Source organism: Bacillus sp. TSO22, assembly GCF_020223595.1.
Taxonomy (GTDB): domain Bacteria; phylum Bacillota; class Bacilli; order Bacillales; family Bacillaceae; genus Bacillus; species Bacillus inaquosorum.
In genome coordinates this window covers 240,096-264,188 of record NZ_JAHAWO010000015.1, presented here as the reverse complement: position 1 = coordinate 264,188, position 24,093 = coordinate 240,096, and the positions used below count along the sequence as shown (strand labels likewise).

Sequence of the window (24,093 nt, the reverse complement as noted above, 5' to 3'; positions counted from 1 at the left end):
CCCCCTAATTTAAAATTGAAACCGTTCCATACTGTCTTCCGAAGTTGATAGCATCCTGTTCATTTGAAACCAGCAAGTCCACTTTATAGCCAACAATAGCTCCACCTGTATCAACGGCTATGGCCTTAAATGAACTCCCTCCTACTTTTATTAATACTACGGAGTTAAGTGGAATAACACTTGGATCTGTAGCTATTACTCTATAACCTTTGTAAAAGATTGATTGTGTTACATCTACACCAGTTTTAGTTCGTCCGGTGCAGCCTTCACTACAGTTAGCAACATATGCGCTAAATTCGATATCCAGTGTCCTAACATCATTATCTTTTATTACGGTAATTTTATTTTTATTCTTAATTTGTTTATTCTTTTTCCTATCCTCACCTCCCTTCCTGACACTTTTCTTTTTCACTGGTTTTGGTTTTATAAGAGCAGCGTTAAGAATATCCTCTCGCCGCTTTTCTTGTTTAACTTTCTGTTTCTTAACAACTTCAGCGAACTTATTTAGTACCTGATTCTTGTGTTGAGGTAAGTTGATTTGCTTTGGTTTTCCATAAAATGATTCTTTTATAGAGTTTTTATTGTTTCCTGTATCTAAATAATGTTGCTCAGCACTTATGTATGAAAAGGTAACCAATGGAATTAAAATCATCATAGCACATTTAGTTTTTGATGTATATAATATAATATTATTTTTATTCTTAATGTTGATGCGTATCACTTCTCTTTCTTTGCTTTTTTCTTTCTGTTCGATATGCCAAGGTAATCATTGATACGTTTTTTGGCCATTTCAATATAATATTCTTTATCAAGATAATCAGGAACCTTTTCATTTTTAATATTATCATTATTAATAAAGCAGCGAGGTGGAGTATTACCAATCTTCTCAATACGATCTTCTGTTTTCACTTTAAATACACCTTTGGCATCCTCTTCTTTAGAAGCAAATACCCTCAATACTTTTTCAGGTAACTTATCTTCCCCATGGAGAGCATACATGTACTTGTTTGAAACCTTAGAAATCTTCTGGAATTCTCTAAGTTCATTACATCCATTGATGGTTTCCTCAACTGGAATTGCTTTTGTAAAGTACTCAATCATTGCTTTGTTAACAATAGGCAGGTCATAATCCAGGTTATTAAGTTTCTTTACATATGCCCCCTTGGATTTATACTTTTGATCCTTATCAATAATAATGTAATTGTTTACGTCCTTTTGATAAATCTTTTCATAAACATCCCACTCCAAGTCTAAACGAGTTCTTGTTTCCCATTCTTTAGCAATATCCTTAATCAAATCAATATCAGATTCTTTCTCGACTTTCATGAACAAACCATCTGTATTTGACTGAATCAACTTACAATACGGCTCAATTTTTTCAATTAAATCTAACAACAATAACTGTCCTGCTAAACACACATTATTAGCCATTAAAGGGTCATACAAAGGATTATACTGATCCTTCATAGCTCCATAAGTTGAATTTAAAACGATCTTATAAGGAGCTTGTTTAGGATCTTTTTTTCTTTTCAGATCTAAACGGGTATCTCTAATCTCCGTATACTTTAATGGATTTGTTACATTACGACTTATATAACCATATTCAATCATTATTGAGGGATACAGAGATGCTACATCGCAACATAAAATAATTCCCTCGTCTTTGTACTTTGGAAGTGCTCCATGTAAACCACCCCATGCGAATATATGAGGAACACCAGCAACATCAACCTCAAGCTTTTTAGAATAATCCAGATTCTCAGGATTCTTGTACCAATCCACAATATGTTTGTATTTTTCAATCTTCAAAGTATCCGGGAACACAAGATTAAACTCATCTCCTCGATTACCTTGTTTTTCAGCTCCTAGTATAAATGCTGATAATTGAGCCTTTGTTTTTGTGAACATAGACATCTTTAGATTAAACGCTTCGATTAATGCCAATTGACTTTCGAATTCCTCTTTTTTATTGTCAAATACTTCAATAGTCTGTTTCACGTCATGAATACAATAATCAATTATTTCTCTTATCTCTTCCTCAGTTAACTTTCTGTCAATATCAAAGGGTACAGATGACTCCTTGATTCTTGATCCCATAAAACCTTCAAGCTGCTTTAAACTATGAAAGCCCGTTGTTATATCAAAGTTATTTAAAGGAATCTTATATGCTTCTCTAACAACATTAAATGCTTTTACATTATCCTTAATGATTCTAGTACTGATAAAGTGAGGATTCATCCCCAATAAGATTCCTTTGAGAATATATTGATCATACATTCTTGAGTTATAACCAATCCAAATATCTTCTTTAAACATCCTATAAAACTTTTTAAGTTCTTCTGAATCGTTAACGATAACTTTTCCTTTTTTAGTATCATAATCAATCAAGACAACCATCCAGTCGTGCTTGAAGACTTCAAAGTCATAGAATATTTTTCTCATTAAATCCTCCTAAGAAAATAAGTTATCAAACATATCAGTTTTGTTCTTTTTCTCAAATTTATTTGACTCTAAAAACTCTTTATAGAACTTACATGTTTTACGATGTCCACATAATACACTGCAGTAAAAGGAATTATATTTATTTATTTTTACTGGCTGCCATTGCTTCTCATCTTCATGATCTTTATTTTCGATCCTCTCAACAGTCTCAGTAATATAGTTCTTCAACTCATTAACCTTTTCATCTGTGACCTCATATTCAACTGTACAATCTTCGAGCCAAAACTTATTCTTAACCTCTTCGGGTAAGCTGTTTAGGTTGTTTTCTTTTACTGCATTATCTAACATTAGCTCAATTTCAAAGTCGTCATATCTGAGGTTCTTCATTTGTTTTTCCAGTTGCTTGCGCATTTCCTTGACCCATTTACCTCTGTTACACATTTTCTTTATTACTTTGGTTTTTCCATGTGTACAAACATATACATACTTCACCATGAACCACAGGATTTTGTCCACTTTTAAATTTGTTGTCTGCTCAAGCGCAAGCTTGTACATTAACAATTGTCTTCCTGCCTCATTAAGTTTCTTTCCAGTAAATTTACTTGATGTCTTCCAGTCATAAATACTTACATACGGCTTACCTTTTTCACCTGGAAGAATAGCATCCACATAACCCTGAAGGTAAATTCCTTCTGCGATTTCAAATACCATTAGCTTCTCTAAAATCATTTTACTGTCGATCTTATTGAAGTTGTTCATGAAATGACCGACATCAGCTTTCCAGCTGTCTCCGATTGATTCACTTGGAAAACTAACTCCATTCATTTCTAATTCAATTAATCTATTTTCAAAGTCCTTTTTAAACTTCTTAATGTCTAATTCATTTTTATAAATCTTCTCAATTCCATTATGTAATTCAGACCCCATAAGGGTATATATGTTATCGATACCTTTCTTTTTCAAAACGTATGTATTGTAATATTCGTATTCACAGTTATTAAAAGTTCCAAGCTTGGAAAAGGAATAAATGTTTTTTCCTTGTTCCCTTAGTTCATTTAATTTATCTTTCAATCAATCATCCCCTCTTTTATATCCACACCGTACAGTCTCTTATTAAACATTCAAGACTCATTTTATCTAGATCAGCCGGAGCCATTTTTGAACCTTTCGGCAGGTACTTGTTCTCTCGATCGAATATGTATCCAACCTTATTCTTGAAAAAGTTTTCAAACTTAAGACTTTTAGCAATTGTTAAACTATGTTCTTCATCAAGCCCTTCATCCATCATTATTAATGACTTCTTTGGAAACATCGATTTTATATTATTTGCTTGAACTTCACTTAAGAAGCTACCTCCTAATGAAACCCCAACATTCAAACCTTTACTGGATAAAGCCATAGTATGTTTTTCTGACTCTCCAAGCATTATTATTCCTTTTTCTCTAATTGAACTGTAATTCTCAACAAATCCATACAGCGTTTTAGACTTGGGAAAAGGAATGATTGGTAACCACTTGGTCTCATCTTCACTAATGGTCTTTTTATTTAAGCGTCCCATAACACCACATAACTCACCACTAAATGTTTTCCAAGGAACGGTGATTCTACCCGTAACACTATCATAGCCAATCTGAAACACAGATTGAGTTTTTGGTAAAATGCCATCTTCGTAAAATAACATATTTGGAACTTGTTCAAACTGATCCAATATGTCTTCAGAATATGTTTCAAGATCTATATCGATGGGATTGCTAAATTTCCTTATCTTTTTATAAAATCCTCCAAATGGAATCTTAGGTGGCTCATACTGCTCTTCATCTTTGTAGTCAATTAATTCAGCTATTTTGTTAATTGTTTTAGGAAATGTTAAACCTAATTTGTCCTTAACAAGTGTAATTAAGTCGCCATTTAAATTCGTTGAGTAACATGTCGCACTTAAAGTTGTTTTATTGATTTTAACTGAAGTCGGGTTTCTTCCCTCTTTTCTTGCACACCTATATTCGTTTCCTCTGTTATCGATATTATAAAAACCTGTCTCTTCTAAAATAAGCTCTATGTATTCTGGTTTTTCGATAATATGATTTTTAAGATTATATACGTCCATGATCTCACCTTCCTTTGGTAATCATGTCCGCTCTGATGTTCGCTGATGCTTAGGGGTACAATAGCCAAGTTCAATCCATTTATTCCAGGCACCATCGAATTGATAAAGTAACACTGTATCTCCTTCATCATTCCGTGTCTTGTTCAAAAAGAATAACCTATATTTTTTGTTTGTATCTAACTGAATTTCTTCCTTAATGTTTGTATACTTTCCAGAAGAGTCTTTTTTAAATCTATATGGTTTAACATCAAACTTTCCGCCTGGAAACTCGTCATCCCATAATGGTCTTGTAAGTACTAACTCCGATACAATTTCTTTTACTGCCTTGGCATTGGAAAGACAAGATGCTGTTAGATATCTCGTGTTTTCCATATAAATTGCTAATTGCATTGTAATGATGACACAAATGTCTTCCTTCTCTGCAACCTGTAAGAGCTGTTTTGAAGCTTCAATTAGTTCCCCTGTTACATTATTAGAAGAAGCATCTTCTGCTTTAAATGTATCGTAAAGCATGTATCCGAACCCTTGTTTTGCCATTCTTCTCATAATTCTTTTTACATCATTTATGCTGTAATCATAAATCTTTGCAAACTTAATGTGTCCTTTATAATGTTTCTCATAGTACTCAACAGCTTTTTGCAGCATTTCTCTCTGCTCTTGTTTTAGATTACCCATTTTTTGTTTCTTCCGAGGTAAACCATAGTAACCAAGTTTATGACTTAATATTGTGGCCATAAACATGTGTTGCCAAGCTCTCTTGTTCATTTCATTGGCTATAATCGTTATCTTTTCTCCCTGATCTAAAATTGACATGACATAGGAAGATACACAAAAGCTTGTTTTACCAGTTCCACTGAACCCAGCAAAAATTTGAACATTGGATTTATGAAGACCGAGCGTATGATAATTTAATAAAGGACATGCAGCTGCATAACTCAATCCCATTTCTTCGCCGTTTTCAATAGATTCAATAAACTTATCATCCAAGTCGAGCTCTTCAATTTTCACTCCAGATCCTCGACCTAAGAAAACATTATCTAATTGAAATTCAAAGTAACTGTATAATTGCTGACTTGTCATTTTCTTGAATTTTTCAAGTTCATGTATTACATTGAATCCTTTATCATGAAGCTTGAGCAGCATATTATATTTAATAAGCTCATCATAATAGGTATCAACGTTTTCATCGTTCAATACGTTTTTGAGCTCATCTACAGTTTTCATACCACCTCTTCGGATAAAACCGTTCATTAATGTTTCTTTACCTTCTATATAGCTGAAAACACTTGCATCATCAAAGCTTTTGTAATTCATGTTACTCAGTTCCAAACCAAGAGAGTAATAAAACTTACCATCATCCGTCAAAAAATCTCTGTCTGCTCTAATTTCATCTTTATAGTCTTCATATAAGTCAGGATTTTTCCATAAGCAAAATATAAAACTTCCTTCAATTTGTCCTCTATTTTCCACTAGTTTAGCTGGATATGAATCTAAGTTGTTCAATAATTATCCTCCTCATCAAGAAACGCTGTTATATTTTTCGCGGAATTATTTTGTTTCAAAGATGAAGGTTTTGAATCATTAAATTGATTCATAATTGTTATATCAATTTGATTATTTTCTTCTTTATTTTTACGGTTTTGTTCCAGATACCATACCTTATAGAAATCATTGATATTACTTTCTATGATCTTTAAAATATAGCTGATCATTCCAAATTCATTGTTAAATTCTTTGTTGATCAACCAATATTGAATTGTTTCTTGGTTCTTCTCAAAGCATTTTTGTATCACTTCATAATCATAAAACTTATTAAGTTCACCTATCTTCTTTAGAAAAACAGGTGGCAGCACTTGTCCATCCTTATAGTGGAATACTTCTTTAGAAAGGTAATATAAAAGATTTTTGCGTTTCAGCTTTTCATTTTTAAAGTTCTCATATTCATCTTGGTTGCAATAATATTTATTCCTACCTTTTGTATCAGTAACCTTAAAAAAAACATCTACTGTTCCATTTGCTTTACATAATTGACATACACACTTTCTAGCCAAGAAAACACTCCCTAATTAATTTAATGGGGAGCTAAGCTCCCCTTATATGTGTTTAGTTAGACAACGCATCGACTATCTTTTCAAATGCATTAGTTGGTGTAGTGTCTACGCCTTTGAAATCCTTCATTTTAAACTGATCCATGATTTGTTTCATCTTCTCTTTTGCCTCATCACTGGCATTTGGAAACAGTTTTTTGATTTCGTCTGCTAATTTCTCATTCTCTTCTTGATCAACAAATGAAGAGTTATTAGCTTCATTCTGAATTTTAGTTTCTTTAAGTTGCTCTTGTTCTTTTCTTTCTTCCTCGAAATTGTTAGTGTTATTTTTTTGTTTATCAAAAGCTAAATGAATCGCTTCTTGAATAGCTTTGATAAACTCATTGTCATCTAGAGCAATTGAAGGTGTGATATCTGAGAATCTAGATTTAGAATCGATATTAAAGTTGTCATCTCTGAACGTAATAATTCGTGATTCATCCACGACTGTTCCAATTGTTTTGTCTGGGCCAATTTTTTGCTTAACTGTTTTCTTTTCAATTGAACGATTAATGGAAGCGACTCCTAAAACGTGGAGCTTTGTCTTAATTGCATTAAAGTACTTATGGGTCATGTTTGTTGTTAACATGTCATATTCTAGACCTGTAACTACGTCAGTCATTGTTCTTTTCTTTGTATGACCTAAGATAAACATGCTGATACCCACTTTTTTTAGTTCCCACATCTTATCAAGTATTAATTCAATAGCTTTATCTTCCCCTGCTTGAAACCCCCCAAAAGCAGCTTTGATTGTATTTACTCTTTTTTCAGGATTGGCTTTATTATGTAATCGAATAACCTCTGGTTCTGTGATTTTAATAAGCTCATCAAATGTGTCATATACTAAAACCTTTAAATCGGCATAGTCTGTTGTTCTGTTTTTGATAATATCTTTAGTGATTTCATTAAAAGTTATCCAATCAGGGACATCTTCATAAGAAGCATTGGGAATAGCATCAACGCCATCCTCTTTTCCAATATTCAGGATCATATAACCATCTTCACCAACTAATTTTTCACATACTTCTTTTGCCAAAGTGGTTTTACCAATACCTGATTCACCAATGAGTCCAATATTATAGTCCAACGGGCTAACTTTAATTTTATTCTTTTTACCGAATTTTCTTGCCATATGTAACAACTCCTTATGTATTATGTAATAACGATACCGAGGTAAAATCATTTTTTCATTTAAGAAAATAAATCATCAAATGCATTATCTTTTTCTTCTTCAGTTGCTTTACTTTCTTCTTTACCTTCTGATGGGGCAGTTTTTTGAGCTTGCTGCGGAATATATGTTAAATCTTCAACTTCATAGGTGCTTGTTATTGCACCTTCTGTAAAGTCATTGGAATCATTGACCTTTTTTAAAATAGGTTTTAAAAGTCGGTTTTCTTCACGGGATTCTCCTAACATTCCCCCTTTAGGTTTAAAATCATCCAATGTATTTAAACCGAGTGCAATCATTTCTTTTTGGTTTGGAGAAAGATCATCTTCAGTGAAATCTACTTCATCTGCTCCTCTAAAAATGTTAACTTCCCAAAGTAGGTGATAAACTCCACCATCATCTACTTTAAAAAAGTTCTTAAGTAATTCTAATCTCTTCAAATGAAGTTCATTATTGAAATCAAGTTTTTTCGCATTGATTACAAGTTGTTGTGGAAAGAAACGATCCCTTTTCGCCTGATTGTCATAACTAAGCACATATGCATCAATAAAGTACTTTTTTTCCTCATCAAATGATGTTTCATCCAATGAATCATTTGTATAAAACACATCCAAATTAGCTCTTAACTGTGATGGTGTATCATTGCTTACAATTTCAATTGTTTGGATTTTAAACTTTCTAAAATTACGGCCTTTCCAAGTGTTATATTCAACACTTCCAGTAATCTTGAATTTTTTATCCTTGTGTTTTTCTAGGTTTTCGGATAAGTATTGGATTGCATCATATTCGTGGATGAATTCTGCTCCATTTACGTTTAATTTTTTATATTCATCAAGAAGTTTTGACCGTGATTCTTTTTCCTCTTCAGTTAACGAGTCTTTATTATCTAAACTTCTTAATTTATATCTCAAGTCATTTAATTTTTCTTTTACAGATTCATCATTAAAATCAATAATAATTTTTGAAAAATCAGCAACCATATTTACTGTTTCATCTTTTAGCCGATCTTCCCAGGGGATTTCAAGTTTAGAACCCTTATTATTTTCTGTTCCCTTACTGAAAGAGTGCACTTTATTTGGTTTACTTTTTGAATACCCACCTTCTAATTCAACAAATACGCTGTTGGTTTTAGATTCTTGAACTGCAAAGCTTAATCTATTCTTTACCCAGCCACTATCATATTCCTTTATTTCATGGAATTTCTCTTTATTGTTTGAAATAAAAAGGTTACCGATAAATTCAAATTTATTATAAAGTTTGCTCAATATAACGCCTCCGATAATTTTATATTTTATTTTTATTCTTATTATTTCTATAATGAGACTTGCTGCTAAACTTACAATCTCTAATACCAAGTAGTTTGTTTAGCTCTATGTATCTCTTTTTAGGAAAATGCCAAGGCTCTGGATCGCCTTTAATGTTTCTTACTTTAATGATCGTATTATGTCTTACAGTAATCTTTAGATTTCCATATGAATATGTCTTTGAAATAAAACCTTTCTTAATTGCTTCAGGCCTAAATTCCTTTACCAACATTACATTCCTTGTTAATTTTCTTCTAGCCTGGTCTTCTTCGATGTCATAATTCCTTTTAACATCATTTCTATAGGCTTCTATTGCAGCTGGGCTAATTTTTAATATCTTCAATTCCTTTTTCACTTTACAACCTCCTTTCTCTCTGTGGGATATTCTTATCTTACATCACGCTTACATTATCGTCAATAGTAATTTTATTTTTATTCTAAATAATTTTTAAGAGAAGTTCCGTTCTAAACGGAACACCTTGGGCGAAGCTATTCATATTTCTTTTTAAGCTCTTTAAAGGTTACTTTCTTCAAATCGTAATCATCCATTGCAGATGAAGTAGCATTGTCGGTATCCAAAGCCTCTTGTTTATAAGTCTCAAGACTTCCCTTTGGTTCAATAGCCAAATCAGACAATTGCTTTACATTTTTATATATCTCAAGCAGATAATCATAATTATCATCGAACTCAGAAGGATGATTCTTCATTGATTTAATCTGTTTTTCAATTGTCTCTTGAGTATCTTCTAAATCAGAAATCTTACCTTCATCTTCATAACCTGCGTAAAGCTGAACTAATGCATCATTAAAATCGCTAACATATGTTCCATTTACTTTATGTAGGTCATTAAAAATAACATCATGCCATGTTGTCTCAACTTCGTTAATTATTTCTTCTGAACTTGCACCTAAGGAAGTCATATCAGTGACAAGACTTTCTTCTTTCTTAAAATATGCTTCTAGCTGCTCAAGTTTTTTGTTCTTTTTGTAAACTTGATAGCCATAGATTCCTCCAATTATAAGTGCAACCACCGCACAAACTGAAACAATCCAAATAACTTTTTTAGTTTTCCTTGGCTTTTCTAAAGGTAACTCCCCTGTAGCCTCATGATCCATGTTGTTTATCCCCCTATAGTAAAAAAGAATCATTAATTCAATAACATATTACCATGAGGGGAAAAACTTAACAATTCCTTTTGAAATTAAAATAAAATTATCACTTTATTTAAAAAGAAAGCCCAGTAACTAGTGGGCTTAATCAATAAAATAAAGAAATAAGCTTATCAATTCTTAAGAAATTTGTATGGTCTACAGAATTCAAGGTAAGTAATTTCTTATTCTGTAGTGCAGCATTTTGTCGTTTGAACAGTCTATTTTCTCAATATAATCCGCAAACTCCTCGTAGAAATCCGCGTTCCAATGTTTCCCTATATCTCTCATAACATGCTTTAAAAGGAGGCACCAATCCCAGTGGTCTTCTGTTATACTGCCTTCGGGAATAGGGAAAAAGAACTCATTTTCACGGAGTTTTTGAAGTACTCTCTGAGCAATCGTTTCATCTATATCACTTATAATTGATTCTTTAAGAATACTTAAGTACTTATTTGCGCTAAATAAACCCTGCTTAAAACAGTCGTCAATTTTTTGTAAAATCTTATTATAATACTCTCTCTCAATTGCATGGTTTATGGCCTTTAATAAACTTCTTTCTTTTTCGCTTTTAATAAGAATGTCATGCAAGTTGATTTTATTTCCATATAGATTTTTTTCAATGTTAATTTCATTTTCTATGTTTTTGTGTATTAACCTAATAATATCCTCATCTTTCATTCCATAATCTAATGATAACATTTTACACATTTCAAAAGCACTTGATAGTAAAGAAATAATATCTTTAAGTTTTTCAGTGCCATTTAACTTTCCAATAAACTCTTTAGAGGAGTTAATAAAACGAATAAGTTCTTCTTCAGACGAAAAGAAGATCTCAGCCTTATGTTTATATGAGTTTATAAAATTAATAGAATTGATTATTTTTTCTTTTGGAAATGTTCCGTACTCATACCATTTCTTAATGTGAAAAAGTACATTCTTGCACATCATATTATCTAAGGAATTTTTTAGAATCTTATCAACTAAATATTGTATTGTCCCACTCTCTTCACCATTCCTATAAAAATTGTTGATTGATTTATCATCCTGCAGTAACACCATTTCACTGTTATGTTCAGTAATGAATAACACTGTTGCAAAACACATTTTATATAAGTCGCTTTTTGTGAATTTATCGCTGAAAATATTTTCTCCAAGAACTTGGATTGTTTCATCTATAAATAATTTGGTTTTTTCAAATGTCCTTAAATTCTTAAAATCGAATTTTTTTGCAATTTCATTTAATTCTTCCCAAATTCCTTCTCCCATTATTTGAACTGGTGCAACGCATGCATAATTTTCTATTGTATAAGTACGATCAATAGCTTTTTCTTGATAATTTTTTAAGTTTTTTTCATCTTCGCATTCGAGCTGATCTGTTGCAGCAATAAGTACCGTTTTAATATTCTCTATTTTAGTAAGGCTATCTATCATACCAAGTATTTCTTTTATATTGAGTTCATCATGTTTTCTTTCTAAATCATCTAGTACAATAATAAATTTATCTTTGTGACTTAATTCTTTATTAACAATTTTAAATATATTCTCAATAACTGGTATTGATAAAGATATTCCCCAATAAGAAATGTCTAACGAATTCAATTTATTTCGTAAAACACTAAAGTTTTTTTTAACTTTTCCTCTTGGTGCTTTTTCAATAATAAAATAATATAATTCTTGTAGTATGCTATTAACATCCCTTTTACCAAATAAAGATATATAACAAGAGTTTGTATGACTCTTTATAAAATCAGACACGTATTTTGTCTTTCCAATCCCCCAGCTCCCATTAATCAACACTCTTTGATAACTTGACTCATTAAATGAATTTAAAACATCTATTATTTCATTTGCTTTCATTACAGCCTGCCCCCAAACATATACCAAAAAACTTAACTTTAGCCTATTATATCTCATTTGTAAGGATTAGCATAAAACAGAGGTCGAATAGAAAAACTAAATTATTTCGCTCCAATACCACATATCCATTGTTTGCAATGTAAAGCCGTCGGGCAGCTTCTTCATTTTCACATTTACATTGAACCTCTTGCCGGTTGTTTTATGTACAATAGCCAGTTCTTCTCCATTAAAGAAACGTACAATAGCTTCATCAAATGCAATTGGGCGATTAACCACATATCCCTCTTTTAATGCTCTGATAAACAAATAAGGGTCATTTTTATATAATTCGTAAAGAATGTTAGCATATTGTTCGTTCTTGTTCCTAAGTAGTTCAAAATTAATCAACGGTATGTATAAGTCTTTGTCTGATAAATTTAATTTGTTTCTAAAGTATTTTATTGCTTCATCTTGGTCTTTAGAAATGATGTTTGGCATTCAGTTAACTCCTTTATTTTTTTATGTAACATTGGGTTGAGCAGTCAAAGATTCCTCTGGATTGTCTAATCAATATCCTTCTAGACTAAAGTCTTTTGCACCTTCTTCAAGAAGTTTTTTATTTTCTATTTTTTGCTTTCTTTGAAAACGTCAATCTTTATCTAAATAAAAAATTACTTTTATGCAGACTCAATATTGATGCCAGTATCTTTTAACAATTCAATTTGTTCCGATGGAATATCCGATTTCACCATACTCCACCCGACTAACGTCATTCCGTAATAAAGATCGGTTAGTTCAACTTCATCATTCAACTCACCTTTTATTCGAATCATTCGATCTTTATATTTTTCATGACCAACAATATCAAAGCTCTGATTATAAATTGCATATGTTTTACCGTCTGCTTCGTTGTCTTGATATGGGGTATACACTGCCCTACCGTCAGACAAGCTCGGATCACTTTTCAACCATTCATATACCTCTTCATCAGATTGAGCAAGCAAGTATGTAAAGATACCCCGCTCACTTCCCTTGGGTGCAAAGTGCTCTAACATAATTTCATATAAGTTCATTTCATTACCTCCTGGATTCTGGTTAAAATATCGTTTTTATTCAGTTTCTTTTCTTACCCATTTTCTAACCTTCATTTCTTTTAACTCCACTTCATAACAATCCACTTGATCTTCATATTCCCAAGGGCTCTCACACTGACTTTCAGTGGCGCCCTTGCTATAGAAAGTTTCAAAAAAACGTCCATGATATGGAAATACAATTCTATAGTGAACGCTCCACCTAGACGTGTCAGTGATTTCTTCCAGTAGTGAAGATTCCGGCAGCCCCAATTCATTTACCATGTAGTCTTTGTCCAATTTAATTTTCATTTAAAATAACCCCTCTTCCTTTGCAGCATTTACATTCAACTAAAGGCTCGTTGATTTTAGCCATCAGATCATCTAAAAATTTCTTAATATTACTCTTTAAATCTTCAACGTCCTTACCACTAAAAGGCTCTACAATTGGGTAGCTCTGATAGGCTTTAGGTGCAACATTGTAAATTTCAACTTCCCTCTTTGTTTGAAATCTTTTCTCAAGTTTAGGCTTTCTCCGTTTGTACATTGCATTAAGATCCACTACATACTCGTGAGGTTTGTAAAGCTCCAAAACTTTGACCACAGTTAAACAGAAATCATAATCACTCGTGATTCTTGCAAACTTAGGGTTTATATTGGCTTTTATATGGTTTCTGATAATCTTATAGCTTTCTTCTCGGGACAAGTAACACGGCTTTGTTTCAAGAAGCATTGGATGTGTTTGAATTCTATCCAGTAAGTTATAATTCAAGTTAAAATTATGACTTTGTAGCTTAAGTTCTCCGTCAATTTCTTCAATTACGTTCATTTCAAACTCAATTTTTTCATTTTGTTGTGGGACTTCTTCAAATTTCAAATCATATAGACCTTTTACTTCGTAGTATTCACTTTCTTCATCTATGTAAGAAACATTAATTACTTGTGGTGTTAAATCAGTTTCCTGGAATCCCTCTTTTAATTCATACCTATGATTGATTTTTTTAGCTGGCATTTGCCTTTCAATGACCCTTGGCTCCTTATCTAACTTAAACCAGTCTGACTTATACGTTTCAGTTGCTCGTTTTCCATCGAAAAGCAATTCATCTAATTTACTATAAAAATATCTCTTGCCCTCAATATTGTCAGACACCAAAAAACAGTTGTTTGTTTTAATACCAATTAGCTTCATGAAAATTCCCCTTTTTAATTTTATTTTTATCCTAATAAAATCTCTGTTTTATCTAGATTTCTGTTTACTTACTTCTTCTAATTTTATTTTTATCCAACAAATCAATTATGTAAGTCTCGTACATGTCATCCCAATAAGGATCTGTTCTTGCTATGAACTTCTTTGTTCTTCCGTTTTCCTCAATCTTAAAGGTTTGCCCCTTTTGAATATCAGTGAACTTTTTCTTTCTCCACATTCCTCTGATTAACACTTCAACTTCCTTAACCTCAACTGTTTGCTGCTGCATTACATTCCTCCTTTTTGATTTTCGTGTATCTAGCCTGTACAATATTCAAAAACCCTAAAGGATGATGAACATGTGTGGCAGGTTCACATTATTCTCTGAGTTTGATGACATCATTGAGCAATTCAACATAGATCAATTCTTACCTGAAGATGAATATCACCCAAGCTTTAATGTTGCTCCATCACAAAACATCCTTACAATCATCAATGACGGATCAAACAACCGTCTGGGCAAACTTAGATGGGGTCTTATCCCTCCATGGGCTAAAGACGAAAAGATCGGTTATAAAATGATTAATGCTCGTGCTGAAACATTGTCCGAGAAACCCAGCTTTCGAAAGCCGCTCGTAAGCAAACGTTGTATCATACCGGCTGACAGTTTTTATGAATGGAAACGCCTTGATCCAAAGACTAAGATCCCTATGCGGATTAAGCTTAAATCATCCAATCTCTTTGCTTTTGCAGGATTATATGAAAAGTGGAACACACCAGAAGGCAATCCGTTGTACACTTGCACAATCATCACAACAAAGCCTAATGAGCTTATGGAAGACATTCATGATCGGATGCCGGTTATCCTTACTGATGAGAATGAAAAAGAGTGGCTCAACCCTAAAAATACTGATCCTGACTATCTACAAAGTTTACTGCAGCCTTATGATGCTAATGACATGGAAGCATACCAGGTTTCATCTTTAGTGAATTCTCCTAAAAATAATTCACCTGAGCTGATTGAATCCCATTAAGTACCACTGCCATATCGCTTTATATATCACCTTCGCTTAGATAATATGTTCTAAGTAGGAGGTGATATTTTGTTTGTATCGCCAATGTTATTGCATTCAATAAAAGAGCCATTTGACGACGAGAACTATTTCACTGAGCTCAAATTTGATGGAATCAGACTCATCCTTTCAAAATTTGATAATCAGATTAAGCTATACACTCGTCACAACAACGAAGTAACAAGCAAGTTTCCAGAACTCTTGGACTTAGATATTCCAGATGGAACAGTACTCGATGGTGAAATCATTGTAGCTGCCCCAGGTGGTGCTCCTGACTTTGAGGCTGTAATGGAACGTTTCATGTCCAAAAAATCAGCCCATAAGATTGTGTACTGTGTCTTCGATGTTATTTACAAAGAAGGTCAGTCAATAGCAACTAAGCCGCTCACTGAGCGTAAGACAGTTCTAAACTCACTTGAGTTAAATCACCCTAATGTCTTTGTACTCGAAGGAATTCAAGGTAACGGACTCGCTTACTTTAACCTGGCCAAAGAAAAGAACTTAGAGGGAATCGTACTCAAGAAAGCTGACTCCTCTTATGAGATCAATAAACGTTCGCATAATTGGTTGAAAGTGATCAATTACGATTTCACTGAGGTTCTCATAACCGGCTACACCAAGAAGGATATAAAATTCCTTTTATCCTATCCCGATGGAACTGCAGCTGGATTTATGGAATATATGCCCCATGCAGAACGTGGCAAATTTCATTCTATGAAACAAGTAAAGTCTGAATCTGATGAATATGTATTTATTGAGCCTATTTTATGTAAGGTTAAGCACAGATTTAAAACTAAGCACGGCAAACTCCGCATACCTTCCTTCGAATCATGGAGAGTATAATCTCTCCGTTACATAATTCCTTAGAGCATAGCCTATAAAAGCAAAGTGAAAACTTAGTACATTGATCAATAAGTTATCATCCAATCATCGAAGCTATAAGGATAATCAACACTCTCTATAAACCCTATTTCTTTTGCTTTCTGACGGATTTTCATGCATCCTTCATAGCTGTAAGCCCATATTTCTTTATAATCCCTCAGTTCGCCGCATTTCCCTGTTATAATGAACTTTCTAAAACTGTTGACCAGTTGCCACATGTTGCCTCCATGCGAAAAGCCGTTTGGACTACCGTACCCAATTTCATACGGGTAAACATCAGCCCCCGTGTAATCATCAACGAAGAACAGTTTCTTCTTAAACCTGAAATACGCTTTGCGATTCATTTGCTTACAGAAGAAAGTGCGTCTATCAATATCAGCAATTAGCTTTATCAAGTCATTAATATCATTCATGCGTTTTAATTGCTCTTGATTTGGCAATTTGGTTGCCTCCTTTCATTAAAATAAATATTTTATTTTGGTTTTAATTTGATCACCAATCCAGCCCTAAATCGTCCATAATACTTGTCATTGCCTCATCCTCTTCTTCAGTTAACCCGTAATCAGCAAGTCTGTTTAAATAGTCTTCTCTCTCGTGTTTGGTCAATTTCTTTCTCCCTTTAATTCCACATTAATGTTCAATACATTTGCAATACGCTTACCTACCTCATCGGAAACTGTTTGTGACACCCTTTCTTTAAATCCGTACAGTAGCCGACCGCCTTCCCTAAAACCTTCTTCAATAAGAGAGTCAACCTTTGCTCCCACAATTCTGTCCAGTTTTCCTGACTCAAACACCTTCTGAACTTCATTAGAAACCGCAACACTAATCATTTCTTGTATGTCTTGCCTTGTGATACCTAAGTCATTATGTATGAGATTTTTTATTTCTTTGTATCTACTATTTTTATTTTCAAATGTCTTTTCACATTTATCTAATGGAACAAGAACGAGGTAATCTTCATGTGGGACACGCCATGTGGCTGCCCTCGTTTCAAATCGAACATAAATATAGCGAGGTGGACTTTGATACCCAACAGTTCCAATCTCCCCTTTACTGTAAATATCACATTTAGTAATCGTAATAACTTTCTCGCCTACTTTTGCCTTACGATCGGCCATTTCGTAGCGCTGACCGTCAATGTGAACGATGTCGGTCGGTTCGAGTACGCGGTATTCATGATGATACAGTCCAATACCAGTTTCGTAGACACTTATTCCTGTACCGTCATACCACCTATTACGCTCTGTAACGGTAAATACTTCGCCCACTTCGAATTCTTTGCAAGATTCTACCATGATAATTTTCTCGCCGACCTCCGCCTTCCGATCGACCTCTACGTATTCGCGCTTGATGCCGCCAAGTGTTTCGTCAGCCAGTACGTGAATCTTTACATTTGAGTTCGCTTTAGTTTCCATCATTTACTGCACCCTTTATATTTTTTTATGTTTTTTTCAATTCTTTTTAGATTTTCATATTGGATTTCACTCTTTTATTTATAGAGGCGTGTCATACACATGCCATCTAAGAGAGATAGGACATTTTTGTCTTGGAGGTGAAAGCTAATGAATTTTCTTCTGGATCTTTTCACAAATTGGACTTTTGATAAAGTCCTGGATTATATGTTTGCCTTTGCAATTTGGTTTGTATTTAAATCCAGATCAAAGCAGAATAAGTATCCAGATTATTTCGAGAAAAGACGGCGCTATAGAGATTAACATCCCCTTCTGCGATCGTTATCGATGCTTGTACTATTACCGATAACGATCCATCCTTATATGTTTAGTTAAAAACTATCTTTTATTTAGATTTCATCAGCTTGTCTAATAGTGTCTAACAATTCTTTCTTCTTGAAATATGTCTTTTCCAAACGACTTACTTCCTTTTGCAATTCAGTAGCAGCATCATACTTAAGGATCCATTCTCCTACTCCACAGACTTCTCTTCGTTCTTTCTCAAACGTTTTTATGTGATGGCCTTCAAACCAAACCCTTACTCTTGTTCCGTTTTCAAATTCATTATTAAAAGCAGCTGCTTTCTCAGTCCCCGCATAAATACATTTATACTTGCTGTCATCGACTACATAAGTGTTCATTTTACTTTCTCCTTGTAGAGTGTATTGAGTTTCTTTAATTGATTGTCTTTAATTGAATCCCAATCAAACGTTTCAAGTATGTTAAGCAGCCGCTCAACTTTTGGTGCTCTCCAAGCTGTCATAGCGTATGTATGTGCTTCAGACGTGTAATGGTGCTTGTTCAATTTGATGTGGCTCTTTGCTTCTGTTTTGGTCAAAAACATTGTATTTGGTTGTATAATGTGAACCTTTCTTTCTGGAATTAATTCTGCTTCTTCATCAATGTATTTTTGAATCCACTCAATAGCATCGTCATAGTCGTCCTCGATTACTTGCAACTCTGTTAAGGCTTCCTTAGTCAGCTCACTATCTTCTTTTAAATCTTCTAAATAATCATCTAAAACATATGCTTCTGCAATATATGGCAGGTATACAGAATACCGTTCTGCATTTTCCGCTCGAGCTTCGACCCATTCATAATCACCAACTGTCCAGAAACGCGGTGCAGCTTGGCCGTCGCTGTCTTGATTTTTCAACTCTTGCTGAAGTTCTTTTAAAAACTGAATATCTTGATTCATTTGTTTCCTCCTATCTGGTTAAAATCACGATTTTAAGTTAACTTTAAAGTACATCGTCTTGAGAAATTTCCTCGTAATTGGTAAGCTGACAACGAGGTTCATATGTAAGTGGGTGATGACGTGAATAAAACAATCGGAATCATTGGCATAATTATCTGCTTAGCAGTTCAAGGATTTTCAGCTAATGATTCACAATTCCACATAATTACTACAGTTTTGCTATTTGTATTTTTAATGGTTTACAATCTTGAACATGCTAAGAAATACTCTAAAAAGTCACTTGTGATCCTAGGTGTTTCATATATTGCACTTATACTGGGTGTTTATCAACTCCTTTCCTTCACAAAGCATTACTTTAAAAATGCAGACTTCAGTGCTGGATTAACCATTTTATATGAAATAAGTATTATTATCGTATCAGTATATACTGCAGTGAATATTATGTGGTTCATTGCACATCGATTACGTAAATCGAGTGATGGTAAAGAGTCTTAACTCTTTGCCTTTTTTATGCTAAGTACCTCTTTCTATGTGGTCTTTTATGTATGAAATCAAATGCTAAATCAACTTTCTCCGGTTCCCTTTCCTCTGTTACTCGTTGAGTAACAACAATTAGTTGACCATTTTCTTGGCGATCAATACTCTGAACTGAATATCCTTTAGCAGCGTAATATTCTCCAATAATCTCATCAACGTGGTTGCTATGCAGATTCGTCTTTATCAATTGAATAACCTCCACTTATTTTATTTTCATCCTTAATTCGTCTATATGTATTCCATCCGCAGCTGTCAAATATGCTTATGTCCGCTCCAAGGTGCCATTTAAACCAAACTAAGTTAAACCAGACGGTTTCAATTATGTATTTGATGTACCCTATCTCTTTTGCCCTCCGTTCTGTTTAAAATAATCCTTTTATTGTGATTTTTCTCTCAAACCTTAATATTGACTAACGTTTACAGAATGTTAACAATTTCCAACAGGTAAAACCTGCTTTCGTGTCAAATATTTACTTCGTAACAAATTAATTGAAAGGGAGTGTTTTAATGTTTGGTAAAGTTATAACAGGTTCAATTATGTCAGTAGCACTGCTCGCCTCCGCTTCCCCTGCATTCGCTAGTACGGCAGAAAAACCAATTCAAATGAATGCTAGTATTACAGATTCAGTTTTTAAGCCTTCTGCAACAACAGTTGGTTATTGGAATACATCTCTTTCTGGGAACTCTAAGAAAGATTTAGACACTATAAAATTTGGGACTGGGTCTTCTTTTTCTATAGATGGCTATCAAACTGCTGGAAGTAGAGGAACCCCAGTTATTACTTATAGACTCTATGAAAAGAAAAGTGGCTCAACTAGAAGCAGCGAACTATGGTCAGCAACCAAAACTCAAAACGGATATATTTACCTCACATTTCCAAAGAGCATAATCGATGCAAACAAAGAATATTACCTAGAAGCAGAAAATCTTACTAATTTCTCAGTTGATTTAAAGGGTAATGCATATAAAAGCTAAAGCAAGGCAAGCAGATTTTTTCTGCTTGTCTTATTTTTTTAATTCAAAAATGTAATCGAGCTGCCGAAGTTATTCATCGCCACTTTTTTCTTTAAAACAGTCTTTTTATTTTAATTTTATTCATAAATCTCTAATCTTCCCCAGTAAGATTCCCATTTAAACTCTATTCCTAGAATATCATTAATATCATCATGAAACTTATTCATCATTCTAGTCGCAAAGTGTCTTGCATCTCGCTCGCTTTTCTGTGCAAAATAGCCAGGTTGACCTCCATCTATATATTTCGAATCTTTAAAAGTCATAAACTCATCTTGGTAAGCGTGTCTAAGTTCATGATACAGTGTTTCGAGAATAAAGAGCTTTATAGTCTGTCTGTAGCAAGTTAAATCTTTGGGATAATTGAATGGATAAATGTGAATAATCCCAAACCCATTTAAACCAACCAGTTGTTTTCTAAAGATACTTCTGATGGTTTTTAAGCAAAAAGGTGCTCCAAGTGGGTTCAAAAAATTAAGTAATGCTTGAACTTTATTTTGAAACACAAATATTCTAATCCCTAAGTTATGATAATCCTTATGTAGCAACTGTATACACTTCTCAATCTCTTTTGCACTTATTACAGATGATTTATTCTCTATCAAATTACTTTTTAAGTCCTGCCCCGTTATCAATCGAAAATGATCTTGATATAACCTTGCTATATCATCCTCTAAATACATCTTTACTGGGGCATTAGTTTTTTCAGCAATCACTGATCACCTCCTGTATTTTATTTAAAACTCAATTTTATTTTGATTTTATTTCAACAGTTAAACTGCCTGGATAGTTTTTCAAATCAAGTGCGTTTACATGGCAGTGGCCTACATGCCCTTCTTTATCAATAAAATTATAGATGAACTTTTCCCCATTATTGATGATAACTTCGCCATTATGTGTATACTCTATCTCTGTTCCTTTATACCAAGTTACTTGAACTTTGGTTCCAGGTTTGATTTTATTTAAATCAAATATTGTTATTTCTTTTAGCAAGTTCATTTCAACCCTCCGATTCTCATTAAAGCTTCAATTTTATTTAGTTTTCTAATGCTGCAATAATCTCTTCTAATCGATCCCTGCTGATCCGGTAATATCTAGTGCCATCTGTTCCCCTTTGTGAAATGTTATTTTCAATCATTTCCTTTAAATCAACAACCAGTACTTTATTTTTCATTATTGAGGCCCCCTATCTGATTGTCAGAAAGCTCTTAACAACTGTCCGAGTTCATCACTAATACATCTCCCAGTCAGCTCCTTCAGGCGTTCTAATACCAAGAGAAAAACCGCCACACAGTGTATCCTCAGCCAACCTTAAAACACCATCACTTGTTTTAAGTAGCTCATGTTTAACCATCCCTTTAATCATTTCTCCTCTTCCTTTCTCTTTAAAATTTTACTTTTATCCAAAGATTCTTAATTAGTGACGACAAAAACTTCTTTAATATGTGATTTGCCCTTGTCGTACCAGTCCCATCCTTGACACCATAGGTTCTCTTTCTTTTTATAAACTAATTCACCATGTTTGTTTATGTATACCCAGTGATCTGTTGTAGTCATTTGACCATCTTTATCAACTAAAATAATTGGTACTCCTGTAGTCCAGCGTTTCCTTTCATGATGCACATCCGATGTTTTTGGATCTTCATACTTAACCATATCCTCTAATTTTTCAATTTTAATTAAATTAACCATGTTCTGTTCCTCCTTTTTCCGTTAAAATGCATCTTTTATCTAGACTGTAACCTCAAATCACTCCGCTTCTTCCTCCTGGGAACTAGTTATAAAATATCGCACGACATGATTAAGGTTCAGAACCAAACTATCGTAGTGGGGCAAGTCGGATAAAACAACGATATTTTTATTTTGAAAGAATGCCATAGATATTTGATTGTAAACCTCATTAATCAATTCGCCAGTAATATTTATGACATCACCGCTTGTTAACTCGATCATTAATTTTTCCATCACTCCGCGCCCTCCAATAACTCAGGATTTTCATAAGGATTGCCGCCGATCTCGCATTCTTCCCAATCTACTGAATAATCGAAGTAGGCACTACCATCAAGGAATTTAAGTCCATAATGACCATTTTCCATAACGACTATCATTGGTTCCCTATCTAACATGTCGATATCTTTTTCATAAATCATTTTTTCGTTCTTATCCTTCAACCCTGTGCCCCACATGAGAACCGCGCAGGCTGTTTTATTGCTTGTGATGAATTTTCCTTTGCGGTATAAATACCAATTTCCGTCTTCAATATTCAGGCTTATCCCTTCATCATCCCAATAATGCATGTTCTCGCCGTCCCAAACCCTGTATGCTGTGTTCATCAATACCCCTCCTGTTGCCGCTGATGATTGACGGCGTTTTTGTCCATGTATGCAGCTTCGATCTGTTCCCATTTAAAGCCGAGCTTGTTGCCTAATTCAAAGAACGTTGTAAACAAGCTGATATATGTCCGCTTTTCCACATTGCTAAAATGGAATCCGTAAGCAATGGATAACAAGCAAGAGAATGTTTTTGCTGTGTCAAACCCTTTGTCAGATATTAAATGCTGTACGACTACATCATCTATGGTGTCAGTGTCATTCCAGCCAAGCCGATTCCCGATGCTCAAGATAAAATGCAGGCAGTCCACATATTCCTCAAGCAATGGGTTTTTATAATATTCTTTTGCAGTCTGTCCCTTTTTATCTATTACACAAGTTCTCGGCTCCCGGTCATTACTCCAATGCTTAAAGCCGCGCCATTCATTCGCACACTCGGCCAGCTCTACTTGTAAAGCAAGAATGAGGTTTGGCAGCAAGTCCTGACCTTCCAGCCCCTTTTCTTTGATGATCCGTTCATCAAGCGCCTTTTGCATTTCGAACATTTTTTGTAGATTCAAGCTATTCCCTCCTAAAATATAAGTCTGAATAAAACTTACATTTTATTTTGATTCTTAATTGTTTTATTCTTTTTCTCTTCATATGTAAAAACAATATCCTTTAAAATAAACTGTATTTCTTCGAGGTTGTCCTTAACGAAGTCCAAATCACCAATAGCCTTCCTTATTTCATCCTTATTCAAGTTATGTAAAGCTCTGTTGCATGAAGCAAAAACCTTTAAAAACTTTTTCATGACCATGTTTTTTATTTCTTTATTCTGCGGATAATTAATCAAATAAAAGCGACATCTCCTTTCTTTAGTATCTTTATGCTTTGAATTATACAGTTCATGGGATCATATGTAAATAGTAATTTTATTTTTATTCTTTATTTGGTTAAAAACAAGCTTTACTTACAGAGTAAAGCCACTTTTAACTAATGATTTTGCATCATCTATTTTCCACAGAGTTTCATTAATCTTGTCTCTAAGATCCAACAAAGCAGCCCTGTCAATCTTCAGCGTTAACTTATTGTCTTTGTTCTGAAAATCAATTTCTATGTAATATTCTCCACTTAATATGTTCTCTGATCCAACGCTAAAGATAATTGCTGCTAGACTTTCTCTCATGTCCATTACGATGTCCAGTTTCATTAAAAAAACTCCAGTCTGACTATAAGGTCATCAATTTTTTATTTCTCATGATGACTGACGAGATGTA

Annotated in this window: 34 protein-coding genes and 2 pseudogenes; 5 read left to right on the top strand and 31 right to left on the bottom strand. The window is 33.7% G+C overall.

Annotated features, from left to right (window positions below; all coding sequences use genetic code 11):
* Window positions 1–4: 4 nt before the first annotated feature.
* The 16 genes from KHQ79_RS21085 to KHQ79_RS21010 all read right to left on the bottom strand — a co-directional run bounded on the left by KHQ79_RS21085 (window position 5) and on the right by KHQ79_RS21010 (window position 14,638).
* Window positions 5–721: a 3D domain-containing protein gene (locus KHQ79_RS21085; RefSeq protein ID WP_225516825.1), complete on the bottom strand. Its 717-nt coding sequence runs from the start codon at window positions 719–721 to the stop codon at window positions 5–7.
* Complete coding sequence (locus KHQ79_RS21080) at window positions 718–2,442, bottom strand: DNA polymerase domain-containing protein (protein ID WP_225516824.1); 1,725 nt, start codon at window positions 2,440–2,442, stop codon at window positions 718–720. The genes KHQ79_RS21085 and KHQ79_RS21080 overlap by 4 nt, the downstream gene beginning before the upstream one ends.
* 9 nt (window positions 2,443–2,451) lie before the next feature.
* Window positions 2,452–3,513 (bottom strand): PD-(D/E)XK nuclease family protein, encoded by a 1,062-nt coding sequence (locus KHQ79_RS21075; protein WP_225516823.1) that lies wholly within the window; start codon window positions 3,511–3,513, stop codon window positions 2,452–2,454.
* A 16-nt stretch (window positions 3,514–3,529) separates the two neighbouring features.
* On the bottom strand, window positions 3,530–4,546 hold the full coding sequence (locus tag KHQ79_RS21070; protein WP_225516822.1) for a hypothetical protein: 1,017 nt from the start codon (window positions 4,544–4,546) through the stop codon (window positions 3,530–3,532).
* Window positions 4,547–4,567: 21 nt separating this feature from the next.
* Window positions 4,568–6,049, bottom strand: coding sequence for a DnaB-like helicase C-terminal domain-containing protein (locus KHQ79_RS21065; RefSeq protein ID WP_225516821.1), 1,482 nt, complete (start codon window positions 6,047–6,049; stop codon window positions 4,568–4,570).
* On the bottom strand, window positions 6,046–6,597 hold the full coding sequence (locus KHQ79_RS21060) for a hypothetical protein (RefSeq protein WP_225516820.1): 552 nt from the start codon (window positions 6,595–6,597) through the stop codon (window positions 6,046–6,048). The genes KHQ79_RS21065 and KHQ79_RS21060 overlap by 4 nt, the downstream gene beginning before the upstream one ends.
* Before the next feature lie 52 nt (window positions 6,598–6,649).
* On the bottom strand, window positions 6,650–7,765 hold the full coding sequence (locus KHQ79_RS21055) for an AAA family ATPase (protein ID WP_225516819.1): 1,116 nt from the start codon (window positions 7,763–7,765) through the stop codon (window positions 6,650–6,652).
* 59 nt (window positions 7,766–7,824) lie between these two features.
* Complete coding sequence (locus KHQ79_RS21050; RefSeq protein WP_225516818.1) at window positions 7,825–9,066, bottom strand: hypothetical protein; 1,242 nt, start codon at window positions 9,064–9,066, stop codon at window positions 7,825–7,827.
* Window positions 9,067–9,085: 19 nt separating this feature from the next.
* Window positions 9,086–9,460, bottom strand: coding sequence for a hypothetical protein (locus KHQ79_RS21045; RefSeq protein WP_225516817.1), 375 nt, complete (start codon window positions 9,458–9,460; stop codon window positions 9,086–9,088).
* A gap of 134 nt (window positions 9,461–9,594) precedes the next feature.
* A complete protein-coding gene (locus KHQ79_RS21040; protein ID WP_225516816.1) occupies window positions 9,595–10,221 on the bottom strand; it encodes an ETRAMP family protein in 627 nt (208 codons plus the stop codon).
* 201 nt (window positions 10,222–10,422) lie between these two features.
* Entirely contained in the window at window positions 10,423–12,114 is a 1,692-nt protein-coding gene (locus KHQ79_RS21035; RefSeq protein WP_225516815.1) for a KAP family NTPase, read from the bottom strand.
* A gap of 96 nt (window positions 12,115–12,210) precedes the next feature.
* Window positions 12,211–12,591 (bottom strand): hypothetical protein, encoded by a 381-nt coding sequence (locus KHQ79_RS21030; protein ID WP_225516814.1) that lies wholly within the window; start codon window positions 12,589–12,591, stop codon window positions 12,211–12,213.
* Window positions 12,592–12,770: 179 nt separating this feature from the next.
* The gene (locus tag KHQ79_RS21025) at window positions 12,771–13,166 is read right to left on the bottom strand and encodes a hypothetical protein (RefSeq protein ID WP_225516813.1); all 396 of its coding nucleotides are present in this window, start codon (window positions 13,164–13,166) and stop codon (window positions 12,771–12,773) included.
* A 36-nt stretch (window positions 13,167–13,202) separates the two neighbouring features.
* Window positions 13,203–13,475, bottom strand: coding sequence for a hypothetical protein (locus tag KHQ79_RS21020; RefSeq protein ID WP_225516812.1), 273 nt, complete (start codon window positions 13,473–13,475; stop codon window positions 13,203–13,205).
* A complete protein-coding gene (locus KHQ79_RS21015; protein WP_225516811.1) occupies window positions 13,465–14,352 on the bottom strand; it encodes a hypothetical protein in 888 nt (295 codons plus the stop codon). Before KHQ79_RS21015 ends, KHQ79_RS21020 begins: the two co-directional genes overlap by 11 nt.
* 64 nt (window positions 14,353–14,416) lie before the next feature.
* Window positions 14,417–14,638 carry a hypothetical protein gene (locus KHQ79_RS21010; protein WP_225516810.1) on the bottom strand — a complete coding sequence of 74 codons (222 nt, stop codon included), beginning with the start codon at window positions 14,636–14,638 and terminating at the stop codon, window positions 14,417–14,419.
* Window positions 14,639–14,708: 70 nt separating this feature from the next.
* On the opposite strand from KHQ79_RS21010, the gene KHQ79_RS21005 reads away from it, so the two are divergent.
* Window positions 14,709–15,383 carry an SOS response-associated peptidase gene (locus KHQ79_RS21005; protein WP_225516809.1) on the top strand — a complete coding sequence of 225 codons (675 nt, stop codon included), beginning with the start codon at window positions 14,709–14,711 and terminating at the stop codon, window positions 15,381–15,383.
* Window positions 15,384–15,452: 69 nt separating this feature from the next.
* Window positions 15,453–16,265, top strand: a complete 813-nt coding sequence (locus KHQ79_RS21000; RefSeq protein ID WP_225516808.1) for an ATP-dependent DNA ligase — start codon at window positions 15,453–15,455, stop codon at window positions 16,263–16,265.
* A 65-nt stretch (window positions 16,266–16,330) separates the two neighbouring features.
* On the opposite strand, the gene KHQ79_RS20995 is transcribed toward KHQ79_RS21000, so the two are convergent.
* A complete protein-coding gene (locus tag KHQ79_RS20995; protein ID WP_225516807.1) occupies window positions 16,331–16,744 on the bottom strand; it encodes a hypothetical protein in 414 nt (137 codons plus the stop codon).
* An 849-nt stretch (window positions 16,745–17,593) separates the two neighbouring features.
* Window positions 17,594–17,725, bottom strand: a pseudogene (locus tag KHQ79_RS20990) (hypothetical protein); the annotation flags it as partial.
* A gap of 144 nt (window positions 17,726–17,869) precedes the next feature.
* Here KHQ79_RS20990 and KHQ79_RS20985 point away from each other — a divergent pair.
* A pseudogene (locus tag KHQ79_RS20985) lies at window positions 17,870–18,094 on the top strand (hypothetical protein).
* A 14-nt stretch (window positions 18,095–18,108) separates the two neighbouring features.
* On the opposite strand, the gene KHQ79_RS20980 reads toward KHQ79_RS20985, so the two are convergent.
* Both KHQ79_RS20980 and KHQ79_RS20975 read right to left on the bottom strand, forming a co-directional pair.
* Window positions 18,109–18,399 (bottom strand): hypothetical protein, encoded by a 291-nt coding sequence (locus tag KHQ79_RS20980; protein WP_225516806.1) that lies wholly within the window; start codon window positions 18,397–18,399, stop codon window positions 18,109–18,111.
* Window positions 18,396–18,956 carry a hypothetical protein gene (locus tag KHQ79_RS20975; protein ID WP_225516805.1) on the bottom strand — a complete coding sequence of 187 codons (561 nt, stop codon included), beginning with the start codon at window positions 18,954–18,956 and terminating at the stop codon, window positions 18,396–18,398. Before KHQ79_RS20975 ends, KHQ79_RS20980 begins: the two co-directional genes overlap by 4 nt.
* A gap of 120 nt (window positions 18,957–19,076) precedes the next feature.
* On the opposite strand from KHQ79_RS20975, the gene KHQ79_RS20970 reads away from it, so the two are divergent.
* On the top strand, window positions 19,077–19,451 hold the full coding sequence (locus tag KHQ79_RS20970; protein ID WP_216394154.1) for a YoqO family protein: 375 nt from the start codon (window positions 19,077–19,079) through the stop codon (window positions 19,449–19,451).
* A 13-nt stretch (window positions 19,452–19,464) separates the two neighbouring features.
* Here the strand turns inward: KHQ79_RS20970 and KHQ79_RS20965 are convergent, their stop codons facing one another.
* Window positions 19,465–19,680, bottom strand: a complete 216-nt coding sequence (locus KHQ79_RS20965) for a hypothetical protein (protein ID WP_101860478.1) — start codon at window positions 19,678–19,680, stop codon at window positions 19,465–19,467.
* A 320-nt stretch (window positions 19,681–20,000) separates the two neighbouring features.
* Between KHQ79_RS20965 and KHQ79_RS20960 the strand changes: the two genes are divergently transcribed.
* Window positions 20,001–20,468 carry a hypothetical protein gene (locus tag KHQ79_RS20960; protein WP_225516804.1) on the top strand — a complete coding sequence of 156 codons (468 nt, stop codon included), beginning with the start codon at window positions 20,001–20,003 and terminating at the stop codon, window positions 20,466–20,468.
* A gap of 116 nt (window positions 20,469–20,584) precedes the next feature.
* Here the strand turns inward: KHQ79_RS20960 and KHQ79_RS20955 are convergent, their stop codons facing one another.
* The 10 genes from KHQ79_RS20955 to KHQ79_RS20915 form a co-directional block, all read right to left on the bottom strand.
* Window positions 20,585–21,220, bottom strand: a complete 636-nt coding sequence (locus KHQ79_RS20955) for a DUF3920 family protein (protein WP_217002414.1) — start codon at window positions 21,218–21,220, stop codon at window positions 20,585–20,587.
* Window positions 21,221–21,254: 34 nt separating this feature from the next.
* Window positions 21,255–21,503 carry a hypothetical protein gene (locus KHQ79_RS20950; protein ID WP_225516803.1) on the bottom strand — a complete coding sequence of 83 codons (249 nt, stop codon included), beginning with the start codon at window positions 21,501–21,503 and terminating at the stop codon, window positions 21,255–21,257.
* 37 nt (window positions 21,504–21,540) lie between these two features.
* Complete coding sequence (locus KHQ79_RS20945; RefSeq protein ID WP_225516802.1) at window positions 21,541–21,678, bottom strand: hypothetical protein; 138 nt, start codon at window positions 21,676–21,678, stop codon at window positions 21,541–21,543.
* Window positions 21,679–21,735: 57 nt separating this feature from the next.
* On the bottom strand, window positions 21,736–21,870 hold the full coding sequence (locus KHQ79_RS22265; protein WP_290368630.1) for a hypothetical protein: 135 nt from the start codon (window positions 21,868–21,870) through the stop codon (window positions 21,736–21,738).
* Window positions 21,871–21,917: 47 nt separating this feature from the next.
* Window positions 21,918–22,196, bottom strand: coding sequence for a hypothetical protein (locus KHQ79_RS20940; RefSeq protein WP_225516801.1), 279 nt, complete (start codon window positions 22,194–22,196; stop codon window positions 21,918–21,920).
* Window positions 22,197–22,253: 57 nt separating this feature from the next.
* Window positions 22,254–22,469, bottom strand: a complete 216-nt coding sequence (locus tag KHQ79_RS20935; protein ID WP_225516800.1) for a hypothetical protein — start codon at window positions 22,467–22,469, stop codon at window positions 22,254–22,256.
* Complete coding sequence (locus KHQ79_RS20930; protein WP_225516799.1) at window positions 22,469–22,837, bottom strand: YopX family protein; 369 nt, start codon at window positions 22,835–22,837, stop codon at window positions 22,469–22,471. The genes KHQ79_RS20935 and KHQ79_RS20930 overlap by 1 nt, the downstream gene beginning before the upstream one ends.
* Complete coding sequence (locus KHQ79_RS20925; RefSeq protein ID WP_225516798.1) at window positions 22,837–23,394, bottom strand: dUTP diphosphatase; 558 nt, start codon at window positions 23,392–23,394, stop codon at window positions 22,837–22,839. The genes KHQ79_RS20930 and KHQ79_RS20925 overlap by 1 nt, the downstream gene beginning before the upstream one ends.
* A 35-nt stretch (window positions 23,395–23,429) precedes the next feature.
* Entirely contained in the window at window positions 23,430–23,669 is a 240-nt protein-coding gene (locus tag KHQ79_RS20920; RefSeq protein ID WP_225516797.1) for a hypothetical protein, read from the bottom strand.
* A 117-nt stretch (window positions 23,670–23,786) separates the two neighbouring features.
* Window positions 23,787–24,026: a hypothetical protein gene (locus KHQ79_RS20915; protein ID WP_225516796.1), complete on the bottom strand. Its 240-nt coding sequence runs from the start codon at window positions 24,024–24,026 to the stop codon at window positions 23,787–23,789.
* Between the last annotated feature and the right edge of the window lie 67 nt (window positions 24,027–24,093).